Annotated in this window: 13 protein-coding genes; 5 read left to right on the top strand and 8 right to left on the bottom strand. The window is 71.4% G+C overall.

All coding sequences use genetic code 11. The features are described from left to right. Positions 1 to 4: 4 nt before the first annotated feature. The 6 genes from ACIBI5_RS48355 to ACIBI5_RS48380 all read right to left on the bottom strand — a co-directional run bounded on the left by ACIBI5_RS48355 (position 5) and on the right by ACIBI5_RS48380 (position 9,478). Positions 5 to 859 (bottom strand): hypothetical protein, encoded by an 855-nt coding sequence (locus ACIBI5_RS48355; protein WP_397257627.1) that lies wholly within the window; start codon positions 857 to 859, stop codon positions 5 to 7. A gap of 146 nt (positions 860 to 1,005) precedes the next feature. Next, positions 1,006 to 2,292 (bottom strand): hypothetical protein, encoded by a 1,287-nt coding sequence (locus ACIBI5_RS48360; protein ID WP_397257628.1) that lies wholly within the window; start codon positions 2,290 to 2,292, stop codon positions 1,006 to 1,008. Positions 2,293 to 2,343: 51 nt separating this feature from the next. Beyond that, the gene (locus ACIBI5_RS48365; RefSeq protein WP_397257630.1) at positions 2,344 to 3,549 is read right to left on the bottom strand and encodes a glycosyltransferase; all 1,206 of its coding nucleotides are present in this window, start codon (positions 3,547 to 3,549) and stop codon (positions 2,344 to 2,346) included. Between the two features lie 7 nt (positions 3,550 to 3,556). Further along, positions 3,557 to 5,014 carry an MFS transporter gene (locus ACIBI5_RS48370; RefSeq protein WP_397257632.1) on the bottom strand — a complete coding sequence of 486 codons (1,458 nt, stop codon included), beginning with the start codon at positions 5,012 to 5,014 and terminating at the stop codon, positions 3,557 to 3,559. Beyond that, positions 5,011 to 7,863: an MMPL family transporter gene (locus tag ACIBI5_RS48375; protein ID WP_397257634.1), complete on the bottom strand. Its 2,853-nt coding sequence runs from the start codon at positions 7,861 to 7,863 to the stop codon at positions 5,011 to 5,013. The genes ACIBI5_RS48370 and ACIBI5_RS48375 overlap by 4 nt, the downstream gene beginning before the upstream one ends. Then, positions 7,856 to 9,478 carry a fatty acyl-AMP ligase gene (locus tag ACIBI5_RS48380; RefSeq protein WP_397257636.1) on the bottom strand — a complete coding sequence of 541 codons (1,623 nt, stop codon included), beginning with the start codon at positions 9,476 to 9,478 and terminating at the stop codon, positions 7,856 to 7,858. The genes ACIBI5_RS48375 and ACIBI5_RS48380 overlap by 8 nt, the downstream gene beginning before the upstream one ends. Positions 9,479 to 9,585: 107 nt before the next feature. Here ACIBI5_RS48380 and ACIBI5_RS48385 point away from each other — a divergent pair, with 107 nt between their 5' ends. Beyond that, positions 9,586 to 10,833, top strand: a complete 1,248-nt coding sequence (locus ACIBI5_RS48385) for an MFS transporter (protein ID WP_397257638.1) — start codon at positions 9,586 to 9,588, stop codon at positions 10,831 to 10,833. A 513-nt stretch (positions 10,834 to 11,346) separates the two neighbouring features. Here ACIBI5_RS48385 and ACIBI5_RS48390 read toward each other — a convergent pair. Continuing rightward, positions 11,347 to 12,453 carry an NAD(P)/FAD-dependent oxidoreductase gene (locus tag ACIBI5_RS48390; protein ID WP_397257640.1) on the bottom strand — a complete coding sequence of 369 codons (1,107 nt, stop codon included), beginning with the start codon at positions 12,451 to 12,453 and terminating at the stop codon, positions 11,347 to 11,349. A 41-nt stretch (positions 12,454 to 12,494) separates the two neighbouring features. Beyond that, on the bottom strand, positions 12,495 to 13,124 hold the full coding sequence (locus ACIBI5_RS48395) for a hypothetical protein (protein ID WP_397257642.1): 630 nt from the start codon (positions 13,122 to 13,124) through the stop codon (positions 12,495 to 12,497). 90 nt (positions 13,125 to 13,214) lie between these two features. On the opposite strand from ACIBI5_RS48395, the gene ACIBI5_RS48400 reads away from it, so the two are divergent. The 4 genes from ACIBI5_RS48400 (at position 13,215) to fahA (ending at position 16,933) form a co-directional block, all read left to right on the top strand. Then, positions 13,215 to 13,844: an IclR family transcriptional regulator gene (locus ACIBI5_RS48400; protein WP_397257644.1), complete on the top strand. Its 630-nt coding sequence runs from the start codon at positions 13,215 to 13,217 to the stop codon at positions 13,842 to 13,844. A 77-nt stretch (positions 13,845 to 13,921) separates the two neighbouring features. Beyond that, positions 13,922 to 15,082, top strand: coding sequence for a homogentisate 1,2-dioxygenase (locus ACIBI5_RS48405; protein WP_397257646.1), 1,161 nt, complete (start codon positions 13,922 to 13,924; stop codon positions 15,080 to 15,082). Beyond that, the gene (locus ACIBI5_RS48410) at positions 15,079 to 15,834 is read left to right on the top strand and encodes a hypothetical protein (RefSeq protein ID WP_397257647.1); all 756 of its coding nucleotides are present in this window, start codon (positions 15,079 to 15,081) and stop codon (positions 15,832 to 15,834) included. The genes ACIBI5_RS48405 and ACIBI5_RS48410 overlap by 4 nt, the downstream gene beginning before the upstream one ends. Continuing rightward, entirely contained in the window at positions 15,821 to 16,933 is a 1,113-nt protein-coding gene (gene fahA / locus ACIBI5_RS48415) for a fumarylacetoacetase (protein ID WP_397257649.1), read from the top strand. Before ACIBI5_RS48410 ends, fahA begins: the two co-directional genes overlap by 14 nt. Positions 16,934 to 16,992: the final 59 nt, after the last annotated feature.

The raw sequence follows: 16,992 nt of genomic DNA on the forward strand, positions 1-16,992 counted from the left end.
GAGATCACCCGGGCGGGACCTGGCCGTTCTTGGCCACCGGCACGGCCAGCTGGGAGCGGCCGGTGAGCGTCGCCGTCTCGCCGGGAAGCTGCCCGAGCACGGGGTTGAGGTGGCGCAGGTTCAGCGTCACCGGCGCGGTGGTGGCGGCGTTGACGTCGTACTTCTCCAGGTCAAGCCAGCGCACGATGTTCAGCGTCGCGGCGGGGATGTTGTCGCCGCGTTTCTGCACGGGCACGCAGAGCTGGCGGGCGGCGAGGACCTGCACGTTCGCCGGTGGGATGTTGCTCAGCACCGGGTTGAGCTGCCTGAGGTTCAGCGTCCTGTTCATGACCGGGTTGGGGGTGAAGCCGTAGCACTCGAGGTCGATGTGGCGGATCACCGAAAGGACCTCGGCGGACGGGACCACGCCGTTCTTGGCCACGGGCACGCAGAGCTGTTGCGGCTGGTTCAGCACGACCTGCTTGCGCGGCTGGTCCTGCAGGACCGGGTTGAGGTGGTGGAGGACGATGGTCCTGTTGATCGACGGGCCGGTGATCCGGTAGCAGGACAGGTCGACGAATCTGACGAAGTCGAGTACGCCGGCCGGTGGAATCACATTGTTCTTCGCGACCGGAACACATAATTGTTCGCGGGCGCCGAGCGTGACCGTCTGAATGGGCAGGTCACCTAGTTGCGGATTGAGGTGCCTGAGCGTCAGGGTGGTTGCGGGCGGCTGATACGGGTTTGTTTTGAAGCAGTCCAGATCCAGGTTGGAGACGAAGGCCCGCGGAGTGGGCAGCACCAGCGCCGTGGCCGGCGGTGCCACGAGAATCGCCGTCGCGCAGATCGCGAAGGCGACGGATAACCAGCGTCGGACCATTGGGGTACCTCCTCGGTCGCGGGCCGTGCATTTGACGCCCTGACTTTCTGTCAGGAAATCGAGGAAGGCAAGGCCATTGTCCGCTCTTTGCCACCGAAAAGGAAAAGAAAAAGCCCGCGCCGGGCGCGGGCTCATTCTGATGCGGTTCAGGCGGCGCGTACGTACACCGTGGAGAAGACCTCGGCGAGCTTCTTCAGGTCGGTGGCCTGGTCGACCTCGGGCGTCGCCGGGTCGTAGATCGTGGCCAGCCTCGCCTTGACCGCGTCGAGCTTCTTGAGCTGCTCCCACGCGGCGTTGTCGGCCAGCTTGTCGCCCAGGACCCGGTTGACCGAGCCCTTGGCGTCCTGCCAGCGGGTCCAGAGGATGACGGTCTCGGCGGCGTCGGCCTGCAGCGGGGTGGCGACGCGGTCGGTGATGGTCTTCGTGGCCTGCTCGGCGGTCAGCTGGGAGGCGCCGGGACCGGTGAAGACGGCGTCCTCGGCGGCGATGTGCGCCAGGGAGTCCCAGGCGCGGGCCCGTACCTGGATCCACTGGTTGCGCTGGGCCTCGGCGGCGTCGATCCGCCAGGTGGCGTACTCGGTGGACAGGTGGCCGTTGTCCAGGGCGAGCTGGTCGACCAGGCCCGCCTTCAGCCAGGCGCCGACCTTGTCGGGGTCGAGCAGCGGGTACTTCTTGCCGATCTCCGTCTTGCAGGCCTCGTTCGCGCCGCAGCCCAGGGCCGGGACGACGGTGTGGATGGCCAGCTTCTTGCCGGGCACGGCCTGGCGCAGCGCGTGGGCGGCCTCGGTGAGGAACTTGTCGAGTTCCTCGGCGGTCTGCAGCGTCTTGTTGTAGCCGACCTGCGAACTGAACCGCACGCCCACCACGCCCGGCTGGGCTGCCAGGGCGGCGACCTTCTTGGCGGCCTCGGCCAGCTTGCCGGCCTTCCAGTCGTCGGCGAGCTCGGCGTCGATCCACACCCGCATGCCGTCGGCGCGCGCGGTCTTGGCGCTCTGCCCGGCCGCGGTCTTCTCGGCGGCGGCGGCCTCGGTCGCCGAGACCTCGTCGGGGTCGATGTGGCACTTGGTGCCGTCGGGGCAGGCGTCCGGCGTACCGCCGTCCTCGGCCCCGTCCACGTCGGGCGAGCCGACGTCGTGCATCTCGCCGTCGCCTTCGAGGTTGGGGTCGCAGGCGTTCTCGGCCTCGCTGCAGTCGACGCCGACCTCGCTGTTGGGCCCGGCGTTCTTCATGTTCTCGCCGTCGTTGTCCAGCCAGAACCTCGCGATGTCGGCGGCCTCCTCGGGCGTGGCCAGCCACGTGCACATGACGTAGGCGGGCGTGTCGCTCGACATGAGGTCGTTGCAGCTGCGGGGGTCGTCCGCCGACCAGGCGGGGATCCCGATCCCCAGCATCGACAGTGCGAGTCCGGTGACGATGAGCGGACGAAGTCGCATGGCACCTACTCTGGGAGGATCAAGGGGGCATGAAGCACACTACTGGGACGATCAGCTCTCTTCAATGAGATCCACAGCGTTCTTCACTCCGTTTTCAGCGCGCAGTAACCGCCCGATGTGCTGCGATTTTTCCTCATATTGCGGTACGGCCCGCAGCCGCGCAGCCAGTTCCCCCGCCACCAACCGCGAGATCGGCAACGGCGGCGGCCCCGCCCCCAGCGCCGCCACCCGCAGCCCCCAGAACGGCTGATCGGAGAAGAACGGGCACACCACGCCCGGCACCCCCGCCCGCAGCGCCGCGCCCGTGGTCCCCGCCCCACCGTGGTGCACCACGGCCCGGACCCGCGCGAACAACGCCTCGTGCGCCACCTCCCCCACCGGCAGCACCGTCTCCGACCGCTCCACCGGCAGCCCCTGAACCACGGCCCGCACCCCGGCCAGCCGGAGCGCCACCCGAACCTGCTCGGCCGTCCGCGCCGGATCACCCGGCACCATGCTCCCGAACCCCACGTAGACCGGCGGCGGCCCCGCCTCCAGGAACGCGGTCAGCTCATCCCCGAGCTCCCCGCCGCCCCGCGTCCAGTAGCCGGTCTGCCGCACCTGGTCGGGCCAGTCCGCCGGGCGCGGCACCACATGCCCGCTGAACCCACACAAAACCGGCACCCGATCCCGCCGATCGGCCGCGAACGGACTTCCCCGCAACCTGCCCAGCCCGAGCGTCCGCGCCCGCAGCCGGTTCACCATCCGGCCCAGCACCAGCCAGCCGAGCCGCTCGACCAGGGCGTAGCTGGCCCTGTTCCCGAGACGGCCCAGGGTCCGCGCGGGGACGAGCGGGTTCGGGAAGGCCGTCGTGGGGTGGCCGGGCTGGAAATGCAGGATGCGGTACGGCATGCCGTACCGGTCGTGCAGATGCCTGCCGAAGGCGCCCAGAGCAGGAGCGAGCACCAGATCGGCCTTCCGGCAGGCCGCGTCCACCTCGCTCACGAGCGTCTCGGCGAGCGGCTCGACCACGGCTCTGAACCCCCGCACGAAGCCCAGCGGCCCGCTCTCCAGCCAGGCCCGCCCCTCGGCGCTCCCGGCCACCTCCACCGGATCCACGCTGAGCCCCGCGAACCCCACCCCGTCTTTGACCAGCGGCGCATACCGCCGCGCCGCCACGACCACCACGTCATGCCCGCGCCCGGCCAGCCCATGGGCCAGCGCCACACAGGGCTGCGTGTCCCCCCGCGACCCCAGACCCAGCACGGCCACCCTCACCGGACCCTCACGGCAGGCTCGACAGGCTGACCAGCGCCCCGCCCAGGACCAGCGCGGCAGCGGCGAGCAACCCGACGGTGTACCCGGCGGCGAACGTCCCCACGGCGTGCACCACCCCGCCCACCCCCGCGATCCCGAACAGCCCGGAGATCTCCCGGCTCACGCTGAACACCCCGCCCGCCACCCCGGCCCGCTCCTCCGGCACCGCACCGAGCACGGCCGAACCCAGCGGCATCGTCAACGCCGACCCCACCCCGATCGCGCAGACCGCGGGCAGCAGATCCCCCCACCCGTCCCCCGGCCGCAGAAAGGCCGCCACCACCATCCCCGCCGCCACCAGCAAAAGACCCGCCGCGACGGTACGCCCCGCTCCCGCCTGCCGCTCCACCCACGGCACCAGCGGCGCGGCCGCCACCACCAGCAGGGCCAGCGGCACGAACGCCAGCCCGGAGGCCGACGGCGTGAACCCGAGAACGTCCTGCAGAAAGATCGCGGTGTAGAAGAACACCCCGTTCACCCCGAGCCCCCAGAGCACCTGCGCCACGACGCCGCCGCTGAAGCTCCGGACCCGGAACAGCGCCAGATCCACCATCGGCCGCGCCGCCCGCCGCTCCACCACCACGAACGCCACCCCGGCGACCAGGCTCACCACCAGGCCCGCGACGATGACCGGCCGGGCCCAGCCGTACTCAACCCCGTGGATCAGCACAAAGGTCCCGGCCCCCAGAAACACCCCAGAACACACCACCCCCGGCACATCCACCCCACCCCAGAACCCACCCCCGGTGCCAGAACGCGAGCCACCCGAACCAGAACCACCATCGCTCCCGGAGCCGGACCCCGGACTGGGACCGGCGTCGGTCCTGGAGCTGGAGTCGGAGTTGGGTTGGGGGTCCTGGGGCAGGGCCACGAGCGCCAGCCCGATCACCACCGCCCCCAGCGGCACGTTGATCAGGAACACCCATCCCCAGTGCGCGTACTCGCTCAGATACCCGCCGACCACCGGCCCGAGCGCCAGCGCCGCCGCCCCGGAGGCCATCCACACCGCGATCCCCGCCGACCGCCGCCGCTCCCCGGAACCCGCCAGCACGGCCAACGTGGCAGGCAACACCATCGCCGCCCCCACCCCCTGCACCACCCGAGCCCCCACCAGCACCTCCACGGTCCCGGCCAATCCCGCGACCAGCGAAGCGGCGCTGAACACCGCCATCCCCGCCACCAGCACCCGCCGCCTCCCCCACAGATCCGCCAACCGCCCCCCGGCGAGCATCAGCCCGGCGAATGTGATCACGTACCCCGTGCCCACCCACTCCATGGCCGCCAGCCGCGCCCCCAGTTCCCGCCGTATCGTGGGCACCGCGACCGTCACCACGGTGTTGTCCAGCGTCGTCACGAACCCCGCCAGCCCCACCACCCCGAACAGCCCGGCCCAGGCCCCCTCCACCCGGGTGGCGGCGACCGTCACGACTCGACCTCCACCCAAACCCACCCACCCGGCACAGCCCTGACCACCCGGGTACGGCCGGCCGCAACCTTGACCCACCCCACCTCCACCTCCTTGACCGGCGCCGGAACCTCCCTCCGCGAGTAGGGCAACTTCCGCGAGGGCCCGGCCACCCCAAGCCCCTGCGCGCGCCCGGCCCCGGCCATCCCGGACCCCGGTACGCGCCCGGCCGGCAGCTCCGCCTCACCCCCGGCCACCCCGGGCTCCGGCTCGTGTTCCGCCGCCACGGGTTCAGGGTCGGTATCGGCCCCGAACACCACCCGCCCGCTTACCCCTCCCTCGAAACCCCGGTCACCCAGAGCCCGGTCACCAGGGGCGCGCTCCGCTCCATCCGCCGCGGGTTCGCCCGTGCTCTCCCAATACCACCCGGGCCCGTCGGGATTCGGCCGGATGACCCGAGCCGGTGCCTCATCACCCGCGGCACCCGCATGACCCGCGGCGCCCGCCGTACCAGAGCGCCGAGCTCCACCGCCGTCCCGACCCGCCGACCCGGCGCCAAGAGCGCGGGGAGGCCCACCCTCAACCCCCGCCATCACACCCCGGCCGGCCCCGGCCAAGCCGCCGGCGAGCACCCCCGGCGAACCGCCCGAAGCTCCAGGCGAGCGGGCCGACACTCCACCGGCCGACTCGCCCCCATGGGGGTCGGGGAGGCGGGTGTGGAGGGATTGGAGCCAGCGGGGCATCCACCAGTTGACCCCGCCCATGAGGCGCATCGTCGCGGGCACCAGCAACGCCCGTACCAGCGTGGCGTCCACGACGATGGCCACGAACATCCCCACGCCCAGCAGCTTCACGATCGTGATCCCCGCCGTGGAGAACGCCCCGATCACCACAAGAAGCAGCAAGGCCGCACTGGTGATGAGCCCGCCGGTCTTCTCCAGCCCGAGGGCCACAGCGGCGGCGTTGTCCCCCGTGCGCAGCCACTCGGTGCGCACCCGGGACAACAAGAACACCTCGTAGTCCATCGACAGCCCGAACACCACCGCCAGGATCAGCACGGTCGCGGTCGCCTCGATGGTTCCGGTCGGGGTGAAGCCGAGCGCGGAGGCCAGGTGCCCGTCCTGGAAGGCCCAGACGATGACGCCGAAGGAGGCGCCGATGGACAGGACGTTCATGAGCAGGGCCTTCAGCGGCAGCACCACCGAGCCGAACGCCATGAACAACAGCACGAACGTCACCCCGCCCACGACCAGCGCCATCCACGGCAGGACGGCGGCGAGGCTGGCCATCAGGTCCATCTGGGCCGCGGTGGATCCACCCACGATGACGGCGCGCGTGTTGGGCTCGGGCGCCATGGACCGGATCAGGGTGACGATCCGCTGGGCGCGCGCGGACATGGGGTCGGCGTCGTAGCGGACCGACAGGCGGACGGCGCCGTTGGCCTGGGAGACTCCGGCCAGGTCGACGCCGGTGACGCCGTCGAGGGCGTCGATGCGGTCGGCGAACGGCTTCGCGTCCAGGGGGCTGACCGGGGTGAGGGCGGAGACGGGCGTGTACCCCTGACCCACCGGCCCGGGGGTGACGGGTTCGGCCGCGAAGTGGCGTTCGATGAGGACGTGCACGTCGATGGCGGCCATGGAGTTGCGGGCGAAGTCGCGGTCGACGGCCTCGGCGACCTGGCGGGACTCGGCGGCGGCGGGCAGGACGCGGTGGTCGACGTTGCCGAACTTCACGTGGGCGAACGGCAGGGCCAGCGCCACCAGCACCGCCATCACCCCAACAAGGTAGATAACGGGCCTTTTCATGACACTGGCGGCGATACTTCGCCAGAAGGTGCCGTTTCCGGTGAAGACCGGGACCACCCGCACCGCGTCCACCCGCCGCCCCAGCACCCCCAGCACCGCGGGCAGCACCACGAGCGCCGACAGCATGGCCACGAGCACCACCGCCGCCGCCCCGAGCCCGATCGAGCGCAGGAACATCTGCGGGAACAGCAGCAGCCCCAGCAGAGCGGTGGCCACGGTGAGCCCGGAGAACGCCACGGTCCGCCCGGCCGTGGCCATCGTGCGTACGACGGCCTGCTCGTTGGTGGCGCCCCGCCGTACCTCCTCCCTGAAGGCGCTCAGCACGAACAGCGAGTAGTCGATCGCCAGCCCCAGCCCGAGCATGGTGACGACGTTGAGCGAGAAGACGGAGACCTCGGTCACCTCGGTCAGCAGCCGCAGCAGGACCAGCGCGCCGAGCACGGACAGCAGCCCGACCAGCAGCGGCAGCCCCGCGGCGACCAGGCTGCCGAAGACGATCACCAGAAGCACGAGCAGCACCGGCATCGAGATGGCCTCGGCTCTGGCCAGGTCGCGGCCGGTCTGGTCGTTGAGCTCCTTGACCAGGGGCACCGAACCGCCCACCTTGACCTGAAGGTTCTCGACGGCGAGGCGGTCCCTGATCTCGGCGTAGGCGCGCTGCTTGGTCTGCGGGCCGCCACGCAGGGTGATCAGCGCGTAGGTGGCGTGCTCGTCCTTGGAGACCATCCGGGGGGAGGCGGTGGTCCAGTAGGTGGCGAGTTTGCGCACGTGCGCGGCGGGCAGGCGGCGCAGCGAGTCGTGCACCGCCTTCTTGAACCTCGGGTCGGCGACCCTGACCTTCGGATGCCGGTACAGGACGACGACGTCGGGCGAGTTGCCGCTGTACCAGGCGTCGTTCCAGCGCGCGGCCGTGGTCGAGTCGGCCTTGGGGTCCTCGAACCCGCCGTCCACCATCCGCCCGAACAACTCCATGCCGAACGGCGCGGCCAGCACCGCCAGGGCGAGGCTCAGCACCAGCAGCGTCCACCTGCCGCGATAGACGATCCGCCCGGCCGACTCAAACAAAGGCGTCCTCCAGGTAGGCCCGCAGGCAGGCCCGCCGCGCGATCTTCCCGCTGGATGTCCTCGGTACGGCTCCCGCCGCCGCCAGCACCACGTCGTGCACGGCCAGATCGTGCTTCCTGGCCACGGCGGCCCGTACGAGCCTGGTCACCTCGGCCGGTTCCGCCTCCAGCCCGCGCCGGGAACGCTCGGCCACCACGACGACCCGTTCCCCCTGCTCGCCCGGCACCGCGAAGGCGGCCACGTGATCGCGCCGCACCGCCTCGCACGCCTCCTGAACGGTGGCCTCGATGTCCTGCGGGTAGTGGTTGCGCCCGTCGACGATGATCAGGTCCTTGATCCGCCCGGTCACGTAGAGCTCGCCCTCGTGGATGACTCCGAGGTCGCCGGTGCGCAACCAGCCCGACCCGAACACCTCGGCGCTGCGCTCGGGGTCGCGCCAGTAGGCGCGGGCGACGTTCGGCCCCTGGACGCGGATCTCGCCGACGTGCCCGTCCGGCGCGTCGACGCGGACCAGCTGCCCGGTCGGCCGCCCGCAGGAGACGAGCGTGCTCTTGGCACCCGACGTGTACGCCACCGCCCGCCCCTCCCCGAGCGCCTCCCGGTCGAACTCGGTGACCTTGGCGACCTCGTCACAACCGACGGCCGAGACGAACACGGTGGCCTCGGCCAGGCCGTACGCGGGAGTGTGAGCCTGCGGCCGCAGCCCGCAGCGCGCGAACGCGGCGTGGAAGGCTGCGCCGGTGCCGGGCCTGACCGGTTCGGCGCCGTTGAGCATGACCCGCACGCCGGACAGGTCCAGCCCGTCCTTGTCGGCCTCGCTCACCCGCGCGGCGGTGTATTCGTAGGCGAAGTTGGGCCCGCCGGTGTAGACGTCGTCGAACGCGCTGAGCAACCGCAGCCAGCGCACCGGGTGCATGACGAAGGCGACCGGGTCCATGAACGCCACCTGGTTGCCCCCGACGATGGGCAGCGCGATGGTGGCGATCAGCCCCATGTCGTGGAAGAGCGGCAGCCAGAGCGCGGCGACGGACGAGCGCGGCTTGGCGTCGAAGGCCTCCCAGAGCTGCAGGGCGTTGGCCTCCACGTTGCCGTGGGTGATCTCCACGCCGGTGGGCTGCCGGGTGGAGCCGGAGGTGTACTGCAGGTAGGCGAGGTCGTCAGGCCCGAGCGCCACCTCGTCCCACTCCTCGGCGAGCAGGTCGGAGACGGTGTCCACGGCGAGTACGGCCGCGCCGTCCGCGAAGGCCCGCACGCCGGGCAGCGCGGGCGTGGTCGTGAGCGTGAGGGCGGGCTCGGCGTCGGTGTAGGCGCGGGCCAGCCTCTCGGCGTGGCCGGGCAGGTCGGGGGCGAACAGCGGCACCGCGACGACCCCGGCGTACAGGGTCCCGATCATGGCCACGACGTAGTCGAGCCCCTGGGGCGCGAGGATGGCCACCCGGTCACCGGGCCCGGCCAGCTCCCGCACGCGTACGGCCAGCGCGCGGGCCCTGCGGTCCACCTGCCGCCAGGTGAGCGTGTGCCACGCACCGTCGCCCAGATGGTCCACGAAGGTATAGGCGGGCGCGTCGGGAATCTCCCTGGCCCATCGGGCGACTCGCCGTATCAGCACGCTCACGATCCAGCAAATTACGGCAGATAGCACCGCGTTTCTTGCCAATCGCCTGCACATTCCAAAGCCGGTCTTGTTACCCGCCGACAGAAATGCCGCAGGCAGGCGGAACAATGGCGCGAGTGCAGAGCTTTCGCCAGGATCTCGGGCTTCTCCGGGATCACCGTTTCACCCTCCTGCTGTCGGCCAGGACCATCTCGGTCCTCGGCAGCGCCTTCGCGCCGGTGGCGCTGGCGTTCGGCGTGCTCGGGCTGCCCGGGGCGAACGCGTCCACGCTGTCGGTGGTGCTGACCGCCCAGTCGCTGCCGATGGTGCTGTTCATGCTGGTCGGCGGGGTGATCGCGGACCGCTTCCCCCGGCAGCTCGTCATGATGACCGGCGAGTGGGTCAACTGCGCCGCCTACGCCGCGCTGGCCGCGATGTTGTTCACCGGCTGGACGCCCCTGCCCGCGCTGGCCACCGCCGCCGCCCTCGGCGGCATCGCGATGGCCGTGCTCTTCCCCGCCCTCACCGGCATCATCCCCGAGGTCGTGCCCGCCGACCGGCTGCAGACCGGCAACGCGCTGCTCGGCCTGGGCGCCAACACCTCCCGCGTGGCCGGGGCGGTGCTCAGCGGCATCACTGTGACGCTGGTCGGCGGGGCCTGGGCGCTGGCGGTGAGCGGGCTGATGTTCGGCGTCTCCGGGCTGCTGATCCAGTTCCTCCGCCTGCCGCCGCACGTGCGGGCCGGCGCCGCGCGGCCCTCGGTGCTGCGCGACCTGAAGGACGGGTGGACGGAGTTCCGCTCCCGGCAGTGGCTGTGGGTGGTGGTGGCCCAGTTCTCCGTCATGGTCATGGCCCTGCAGGCGGCCCACGGAGTGCTGGGGCCGCTGCTGGCCAAGGAGCATCTCGGCGGCGCGGGCGCCTGGTCGGCCGTGCTCGCAGGGGAGGCCGTGGGCACGCTGGTCGGTGTGGTGGTGGCGTTGCGGCTGCGGCCGAGGCGGCCCATCCTGGTCGCCACGCTGCTGTGCTTCCCGTCGGCGCTGCCGTACCTCCTGCTGGGGGTGGACGCGCCGCTGTGGGTGGTGGTGGCGGGGGCCTTCTTGCTCGGGATCTGCTTCGACGTGTTCGGCGTGCTGTGGCAGACCACGTTGCAGCGGGAGGTGCCGCCCGAGGCGCTGTCGCGGGTGAGCGCCTACGACGCGCTGGGGTCGTTGATGTTCGGGCCGCTCGGCTTGTTGCTGGCGGGCCGCCTGGCGGTCATGGTCGACGCGAGGTCGGCCATGCTGGTCTGCGCGGGCGTGGTCGTGGTGTCGACGGCCGCGGCCCTTCTCTCACCGGGTGTACGCAACCTGCGGGCGCCGGAGTTCCCCGAGAAGTAGTCGTTGGCGCTCGGCTGGAACATCAGCGCGACCGCCCCCAGCACCGCGGTCAGGTGGAGCACCCGGCTCACGCCCATGGCGAGGTCGGCCGCGCCGGCCGAGGTCAGGGCCTCCGTGAGGCCGCCGCCGGCCATGAAGTACCGGATCGGCTCGATGACCAGCGAGATCGTGCCGAACACGCCCAGGGTCGCGGTCAGTGTGAGCCTTGCCCAGTTCCTGCCCCTTCGCAGGGCCAGGGCGAGGTAGATGGCGGCGGCGTAGATCGCCAGGCGCAGGCCGAGACCCCCGGCGAGCTCGCCCACGCTCGCCTCGCCGCTGATCAGCGGACCGCTGACGGCGATCGCGGTCTCGGCGGCGCCGAGCGCGACCGCGGTGAGCCACAGGCCCGCGGCGGTGCGGACGGAGTGCGGAGCAGACATCTTCGTTCCCTTCCGAGTTCCTTCCCCGAAGTGTCCGCCGCGATCACCGTCCTGATCTGCCCCGCACTCCCCCGAAGCGCTGGTAGGGCTGGCCTTACCTGGACTCTCCGCTGGTCCGCAGGCCCCTGTTCGGCACCCGTTCGCCCAGCCCGAAGCGGGCGTCCGGGGCGTGCTCGCCGTCCAGGACTCCGGCCACGTACGCGGCCAGCGAGGGCGCGTGCTTGAACCCGTGCCCGGAGTCCCCGCCCAGCAGCCACACGCCCGGCGCGGTCTCGGCGATGATCCACTCCGCGTCGGGCGTGAGCGCGTACTGGCAGACCTGGCTGAACAGCACCGGCGCGCCGGCCAGCGAGGGGAACCTGCGCGCCAGATACGTCCTGGCCCGCTCCACGCCGGCGGCGTCCACGGTGCGCGGGCCGTGCTCCGGCTCGTACGGCTCGCCCTCCACGTCGGAGGTGGCCTTCATCCCCACCCCGTCCACGTCGCCGTGCCCGTAGAACGAGGCGCTGTGATCCACGAAGGCGGGCATCCCCGGCACGGTCCACGCGGCCGGCACCGCGAAGTGCAACGTGTCCTGCTTGGTGACGGTCAGCGGCGCGTCGAACAGCTCCGGCATCCACGCCCCGGTCGCCCAGACCACTCGGTCCGCGGTGAGCTTCCGCCCGTCGATCACGACTCCGCCGTCCGCGGGCAGCGCCCGTGCCCTGACGAGCTGCGCCCCGGCCCGTACGGCCAGCGCCGCCGCCACCTGGGTGGCCCGCCGCGCCCTGACCACCCCGGCCTTCGGCTCCCAGAGCAGGAAGCTGAGCCCGTCGGGCCGGAACTCGGGGAAGAACCTGCCCCCTTCCGACGGCTCCAGCACCTCGCAGGGGATGTCCAGGTTCTTCAGCATCCGGGCGCTGGCCTGCTCCCACCCGTCGGGATCCTGGGCCAGCCATAGCATCCCGGCCTCGTGGTAGAGCTGCTCACCGGCCCGTTCCTCCAGGCGGCGCCATCCGTCGAGCGCCTGCCAGAAGGACCGGGCGTACCATTCGCCGTCGCCGTGCGCGGCGCGCAGGAGCCGGGTCTCGCCCGCGCTGGCCTGCCGTACGTGCCCGGGTTTGTGCTGTTCGATCAGCGTCACTTGCCAGCCTGTTTCGGCCAGCCGCAATGCCAGCGACGCACCCCAAATACCCGCTCCGACCACGATGACCGATTTCATGCCACCACCGTGGCCGCTCGACGCCGCCCGCCGCAAGGCCCTCAGACCACGATCATCTTCACCACGACGCCCGCGCAGTTGCCCGCCACGCAGATGCGCACGGGGATCTCGAAGTGCCCGCTCGCGGCCGGGACACCGCCGACATGACCGTCAGGGCCGATGCTCACGCCCTCAGGCAGCTTGTCGTAGTCCGTCACGGTGAACGTGGGCAGGACGCCGGTCGGGCCCCCGTTGATCGAGATCTCCCCGTTCATCGGCTCCCCGACCTTGCCGGGGAAGGTGAGGTTGCGCGGCTCCCATGGAACGTTCCGATAGACGATGAGCGTGATCGTGTCCTCGGCGCAGGTGCGCCCGCGGCAGAGCTCGATCGGCGAGGAGAAGGTGCCGGGTCTCAGCGGCTTGCCCTGCAGGCTGCCGCTCTCGTCCACCCGGACGCCGGGCGCCACCTCTTTGGGCCGGATCTGGGCCTGCTCGTCGAAGGGCAGGACCCGCTCGCCGACCTCGATGCCCAGGGTGGCGTAGAACGTGGTCTCGACCAGCAGGCCGGGCTTGGATGTCCGGGGCGGGCTCATGCCGTTGCTGCGGATCAGGGAGGACGCCCGCTCCCCGACCGAAGGCAGAGCGGGGATCAACGCACAGATAGCCAGCCCGCCGATCAGGACAAGCCACATTTGCCGCATATTTACCCCCCGGTCCGACTAACCGGGTACTTACCCGCTTCGGTGCGGAGCGTCACACCAGCACCACGCATAATCAACAGCATGGCCGCAGAATCCGCCCAGACCCTGGAGCGCGGGCTCCGCCTGCTCCGGCTGCTCGCCGACGGGCACGGGGGCCGCACGCCCACCGAACTGGCCGCCTCGCTGGAGCTGAGCAGGCCGGTGGTGTACCGGCTGGTCACGACGCTGATGAACGAGGGTTTCGCGCGCCGGGACGCCGAGGGCCGGGTGCATCTCGGGTTCGGGGTGCTGGTGCTGGCGCAGGCCGTACAGCCGCTTCTGCGGGCGGCGGCGCTGCCGACGCTGCGGCGCCTGGCCGAGGAGGTGGGCGCCACCGCGCACCTGACCGTGGCCGAGGGCGACGACGGGCTCGCGGTCGCGGTCGTCGAGCCGTCCTGGACCGACCTGCACGTGGCCTACCGCGAGGGCTCGCGGCACCCGCTGGCCAAGGGCGCGGCGGGCCAGGCCATCCTCGCGATGCGCGGCGGCAACACCGGGTATCAGGTGACGGAGGGCCAGCTCCAGGAGGGTGCCCGCGGCATCGCCGCGCCGGTCACGGGACTGCCGTGGCTGGAGGCGTCCGTGGGGGTGGTGAGCTTCGGCGGACTCGCCGAGGGCACCGGTCCCCGCGTCCTGGTGGCCGCCGGGGAACTCGCCGCCGCCCTTGGTTGACAGTACGGCCCGCCATGAAGGACGGTAGTTACACATAGAGGACATAAGTGTCCGATAACCGGACGGAGTTGAGAGAGATGCCGTACTACCGGCTCGTAGGCGAGGTACCCAGGAAGCGCCACGTGCAGTTCCGGCGCCCGGACGGCGGCCTGTACGCCGAGGAGCTCATGGGCGAAGAGGGCTTCTCATCCGACTCCTCCCTGCTCTACCACCGCCATCTCCCCACCGCGATCGTCAAGGCCGAGGCGGTCGAACCGCTCCTGCCCACCACGACCAGCGCGAACCTGCCGCTCTCCCCGCGCCACTTCCGCACCCAGGACCTCGCCTCCGCCGGAGACCTGGTGACCGGCCGGATGCTGCTGTCCGCCAACGGCGACGTCCGATTGTCGTACGCCACCAGCGACCGCCCCAGCGAGCTGTACCGCAACTCCATGGGCGACGAGTGCGTCTACATCCAGCGCGGCAACGTGCGCTTCGAGTCCACCTACGGCGTCATCGAGGCCGCGGAGGGCGACTACGTCGTCATCCCCACCGGCACCATTCACCGGTGGGTGCCGTCCGGCACCGTGAACGTGCTCGCCATCGAGGCCTCCGGGCACATCAGGCCGCCCAAGCGCTACCTGTCGCAGTACGGCCAGTTCCTGGAGCACGCCCCCTACTGCGAGCGCGACCTGCGCACCCCGCAGGAGCCCTTCACCGCCGAGGGCGAGGAGGTCCCGGTCCTCGTCCGCACCCGCGGCGGGCTGACCAGGCTCGTCTACCGCAACCACCCGTTCGACGTGGTCGGCTGGGACGGCTACCTCTACCCCTACGCCTTCAACATCAACGACTTCGAGCCGATCGTGAAGAAGACGCACGCGCCGCCGCCCGTGCACCAGACGTTCGAGGGCCCCGGCTTCGTGGTCTGCTCGTTCATGCCGAGGCCGCTCGACTTCCACCCCGACGCGGTGCCGATCCCCTACAACCACCACAACGTGGACTCCGACGAGTTCATGTTCTACGTCGGCGGCGACTACTCCGCCCGCGCGGGCTCCGGCATCGACGTCGGCTCGATCTCCCTGCACCCGGCCGGCTTCACCCACGGCCCGCAGCCGGGAGCGGTCGAAGCCGTCATCGAGGCCGGCGCCACCCACACCAGCGAGATGGCCGTCATGGTCGACACCTTCCGCCCGCTCGACCTCGGCCAGGGCGCGCTGTCGTGCGAGGACCCCGGCTACGCCTGGACCTGGGCACGATGAACACCCTTTTCACGGCCCTCGTCGACGACGCCGGCCTGTTCCCGCCGACCTCGCTGCACATGGACGAGGGCCTCGCCCGCCACCAGCGCGACCTCGAAGCGGCCAGCCCCCTGCTCACCCACCGCTTCCTGTGCCCGGCCTCCCGCCTCGACACACTGCGCCGCGCCGAGCCCCGCCCCACCCGCATGGGCCTGATCCTCGACACCGACGAACCGCCCGCCTTCGCCGACCTCCCCATCGACTTCGTGGAGGTACGGCTGCCGCCGGAAGAGGCCGGCCGCCTGGACCTGCCCGACGGCGTCCGCCTGTTCATCGAGGTACCGCCCCGATCCCGGGTCACCGGCCTGCCCGAGGGAGCCGGGCTCAAGGTGCGCTGCGGCGGAATGACCGCCGACGCCTTCCCGCCCGCCGAGCACCTGGGCGCCTTCATCACCCACTGCGTGGACAACGACATCCCGTTCAAGGCCACGGCCGGGCTGCACCACGCCGTACGCCACTTCGACCCCGCGCTCGGCGTCGACCGGCACGGCTTCCTCAACCTCGTGCTCGCCGTCTGCGAGGCCGTGGAGCACCGCGATCCCGTGCCCGTCCTGCGCACGACCGACGTCGGTCACCTGGTACGGCTGGCGCTGGCCGTACCGGAGGAGAGCGCGAAGCGCGCCCGCGAACTGCTGGTCAGTTACGGCTCGTGCAGCACCAGCACGCCCATCGACGACCTCAAGACACTAGGAGTGATCAGTGACGGAGCGTAGGTGGGGCGTCGAGAACCTGCCCTATGGGGTGTTCTCCCGCCGGGGCGAGGCCCCGCGCGTGGGCGTGCGCTTCGAGGACCGCGTCCTGGACCTGTCCGCGTTTCTGCACGACGAGGTGTTCGCCACCGGCAGCCTCAACGCCTTCATGGCCCGCGGGCGGCACGCCTGGCACGACACCCGCGCGCTCATCCAGGCCAAGCTGACCGACGACCTCTCGCTGGCCGAGCCGCACCTGATCCCGCTCGACCAGGTCACGCTCCACCTGCCCGTCGAGGTCGCCGACTACGTCGACTTCTACGCCTCGGTCGACCACGCCACCAACATGGGCAAGATGTTCCGGCCGAACGCGGAGGCCCTGCTGCCCAACTGGCGCCACCTGCCCGTCGGCTACCACGGTCGCTCGGGGACCGTGGTGGTCTCGGGCACGCCGGTCACACGGCCCAGCGGGCAGTTGCGTGCCGGGGTGTTCGGGCCGTGCGCCAAGCTCGACATCGAGGCCGAGCTGGGCTTCGTGGTCGGCACGCCGTCCGCGATCGGCGCTCCCGCCGGGGCGTTCGAAGACCACGTGTTCGGCGTGACGCTGCTCAACGACTGGAGCGCCCGCGACATCCAGGGCTGGGAGGCGCAGCCGCTCGGGCCCTTCCTCGGCAAGTCGTTCGCGACCTCGATCTCGCCGTGGGTGACGCCGCTGGAGGCGCTGCCGCGGGTGCCGGGGCGCGCGCAGGATCCGGCGCCGCTCGACTATCTGCGCAGGCAGGGCGACTGGGGGCTGGACATCGAGCTGGAAGTCCTGCTCAACGGGGTTGTGGTGTCGCGGCCGCCGTACCGGAGCATGTACTGGACGCCGGACCAGATGCTCGCCCACATGACCGTGAACGGCGCGGCGCTGCGGACCGGCGACCTCTACGGGAGCGGCACGATCTCCGGGCCCGAGCCAGGACAGCGCGGCTCGCTCATGGAACTGAGCTGGAACGGCACCGAGCCGATCAAGCTGCCCGACGGGTCGGTGCGCACATTCCTGGAGGACGGCGACACGGTGACCATCACCGCCACCGTCGGCGGGCTCGGCCTGGGGGAGGTTTCCGGAACTGTCCGGTAGGTGACTCAACGTGCTCAAGCCGTGACTCACCGCTACTCTAGGAGCTCCCCGCCCCCAGG

Origin of the sequence: Nonomuraea sp. NPDC050540 (assembly GCF_044457485.1) — a bacterium.
Taxonomy (GTDB): Bacteria; Actinomycetota; Actinomycetes; order Streptosporangiales; family Streptosporangiaceae; genus Nonomuraea.

Coding starts and splice junctions, on each gene's coding strand:
- ACIBI5_RS48355 (WP_397257627.1), bottom strand. CDS start 859: ATGGTCCGACGCTGGTTATCCGTCGCCTTCGCGATCTGCGCGACGGCG.
- ACIBI5_RS48360 (WP_397257628.1), bottom strand. CDS start 2,292: ATGCGACTTCGTCCGCTCATCGTCACCGGACTCGCACTGTCGATGCTG.
- ACIBI5_RS48385 (WP_397257638.1), top strand. CDS start 9,586: ATGGCGCGAGTGCAGAGCTTTCGCCAGGATCTCGGGCTTCTCCGGGAT.
- ACIBI5_RS48390 (WP_397257640.1), bottom strand. CDS start 12,453: ATGAAATCGGTCATCGTGGTCGGAGCGGGTATTTGGGGTGCGTCGCTG.
- ACIBI5_RS48395 (WP_397257642.1), bottom strand. CDS start 13,124: ATGTGGCTTGTCCTGATCGGCGGGCTGGCTATCTGTGCGTTGATCCCC.
- ACIBI5_RS48400 (WP_397257644.1), top strand. CDS start 13,215: ATGGCCGCAGAATCCGCCCAGACCCTGGAGCGCGGGCTCCGCCTGCTC.
- ACIBI5_RS48405 (WP_397257646.1), top strand. CDS start 13,922: ATGCCGTACTACCGGCTCGTAGGCGAGGTACCCAGGAAGCGCCACGTG.
- ACIBI5_RS48410 (WP_397257647.1), top strand. CDS start 15,079: ATGAACACCCTTTTCACGGCCCTCGTCGACGACGCCGGCCTGTTCCCG.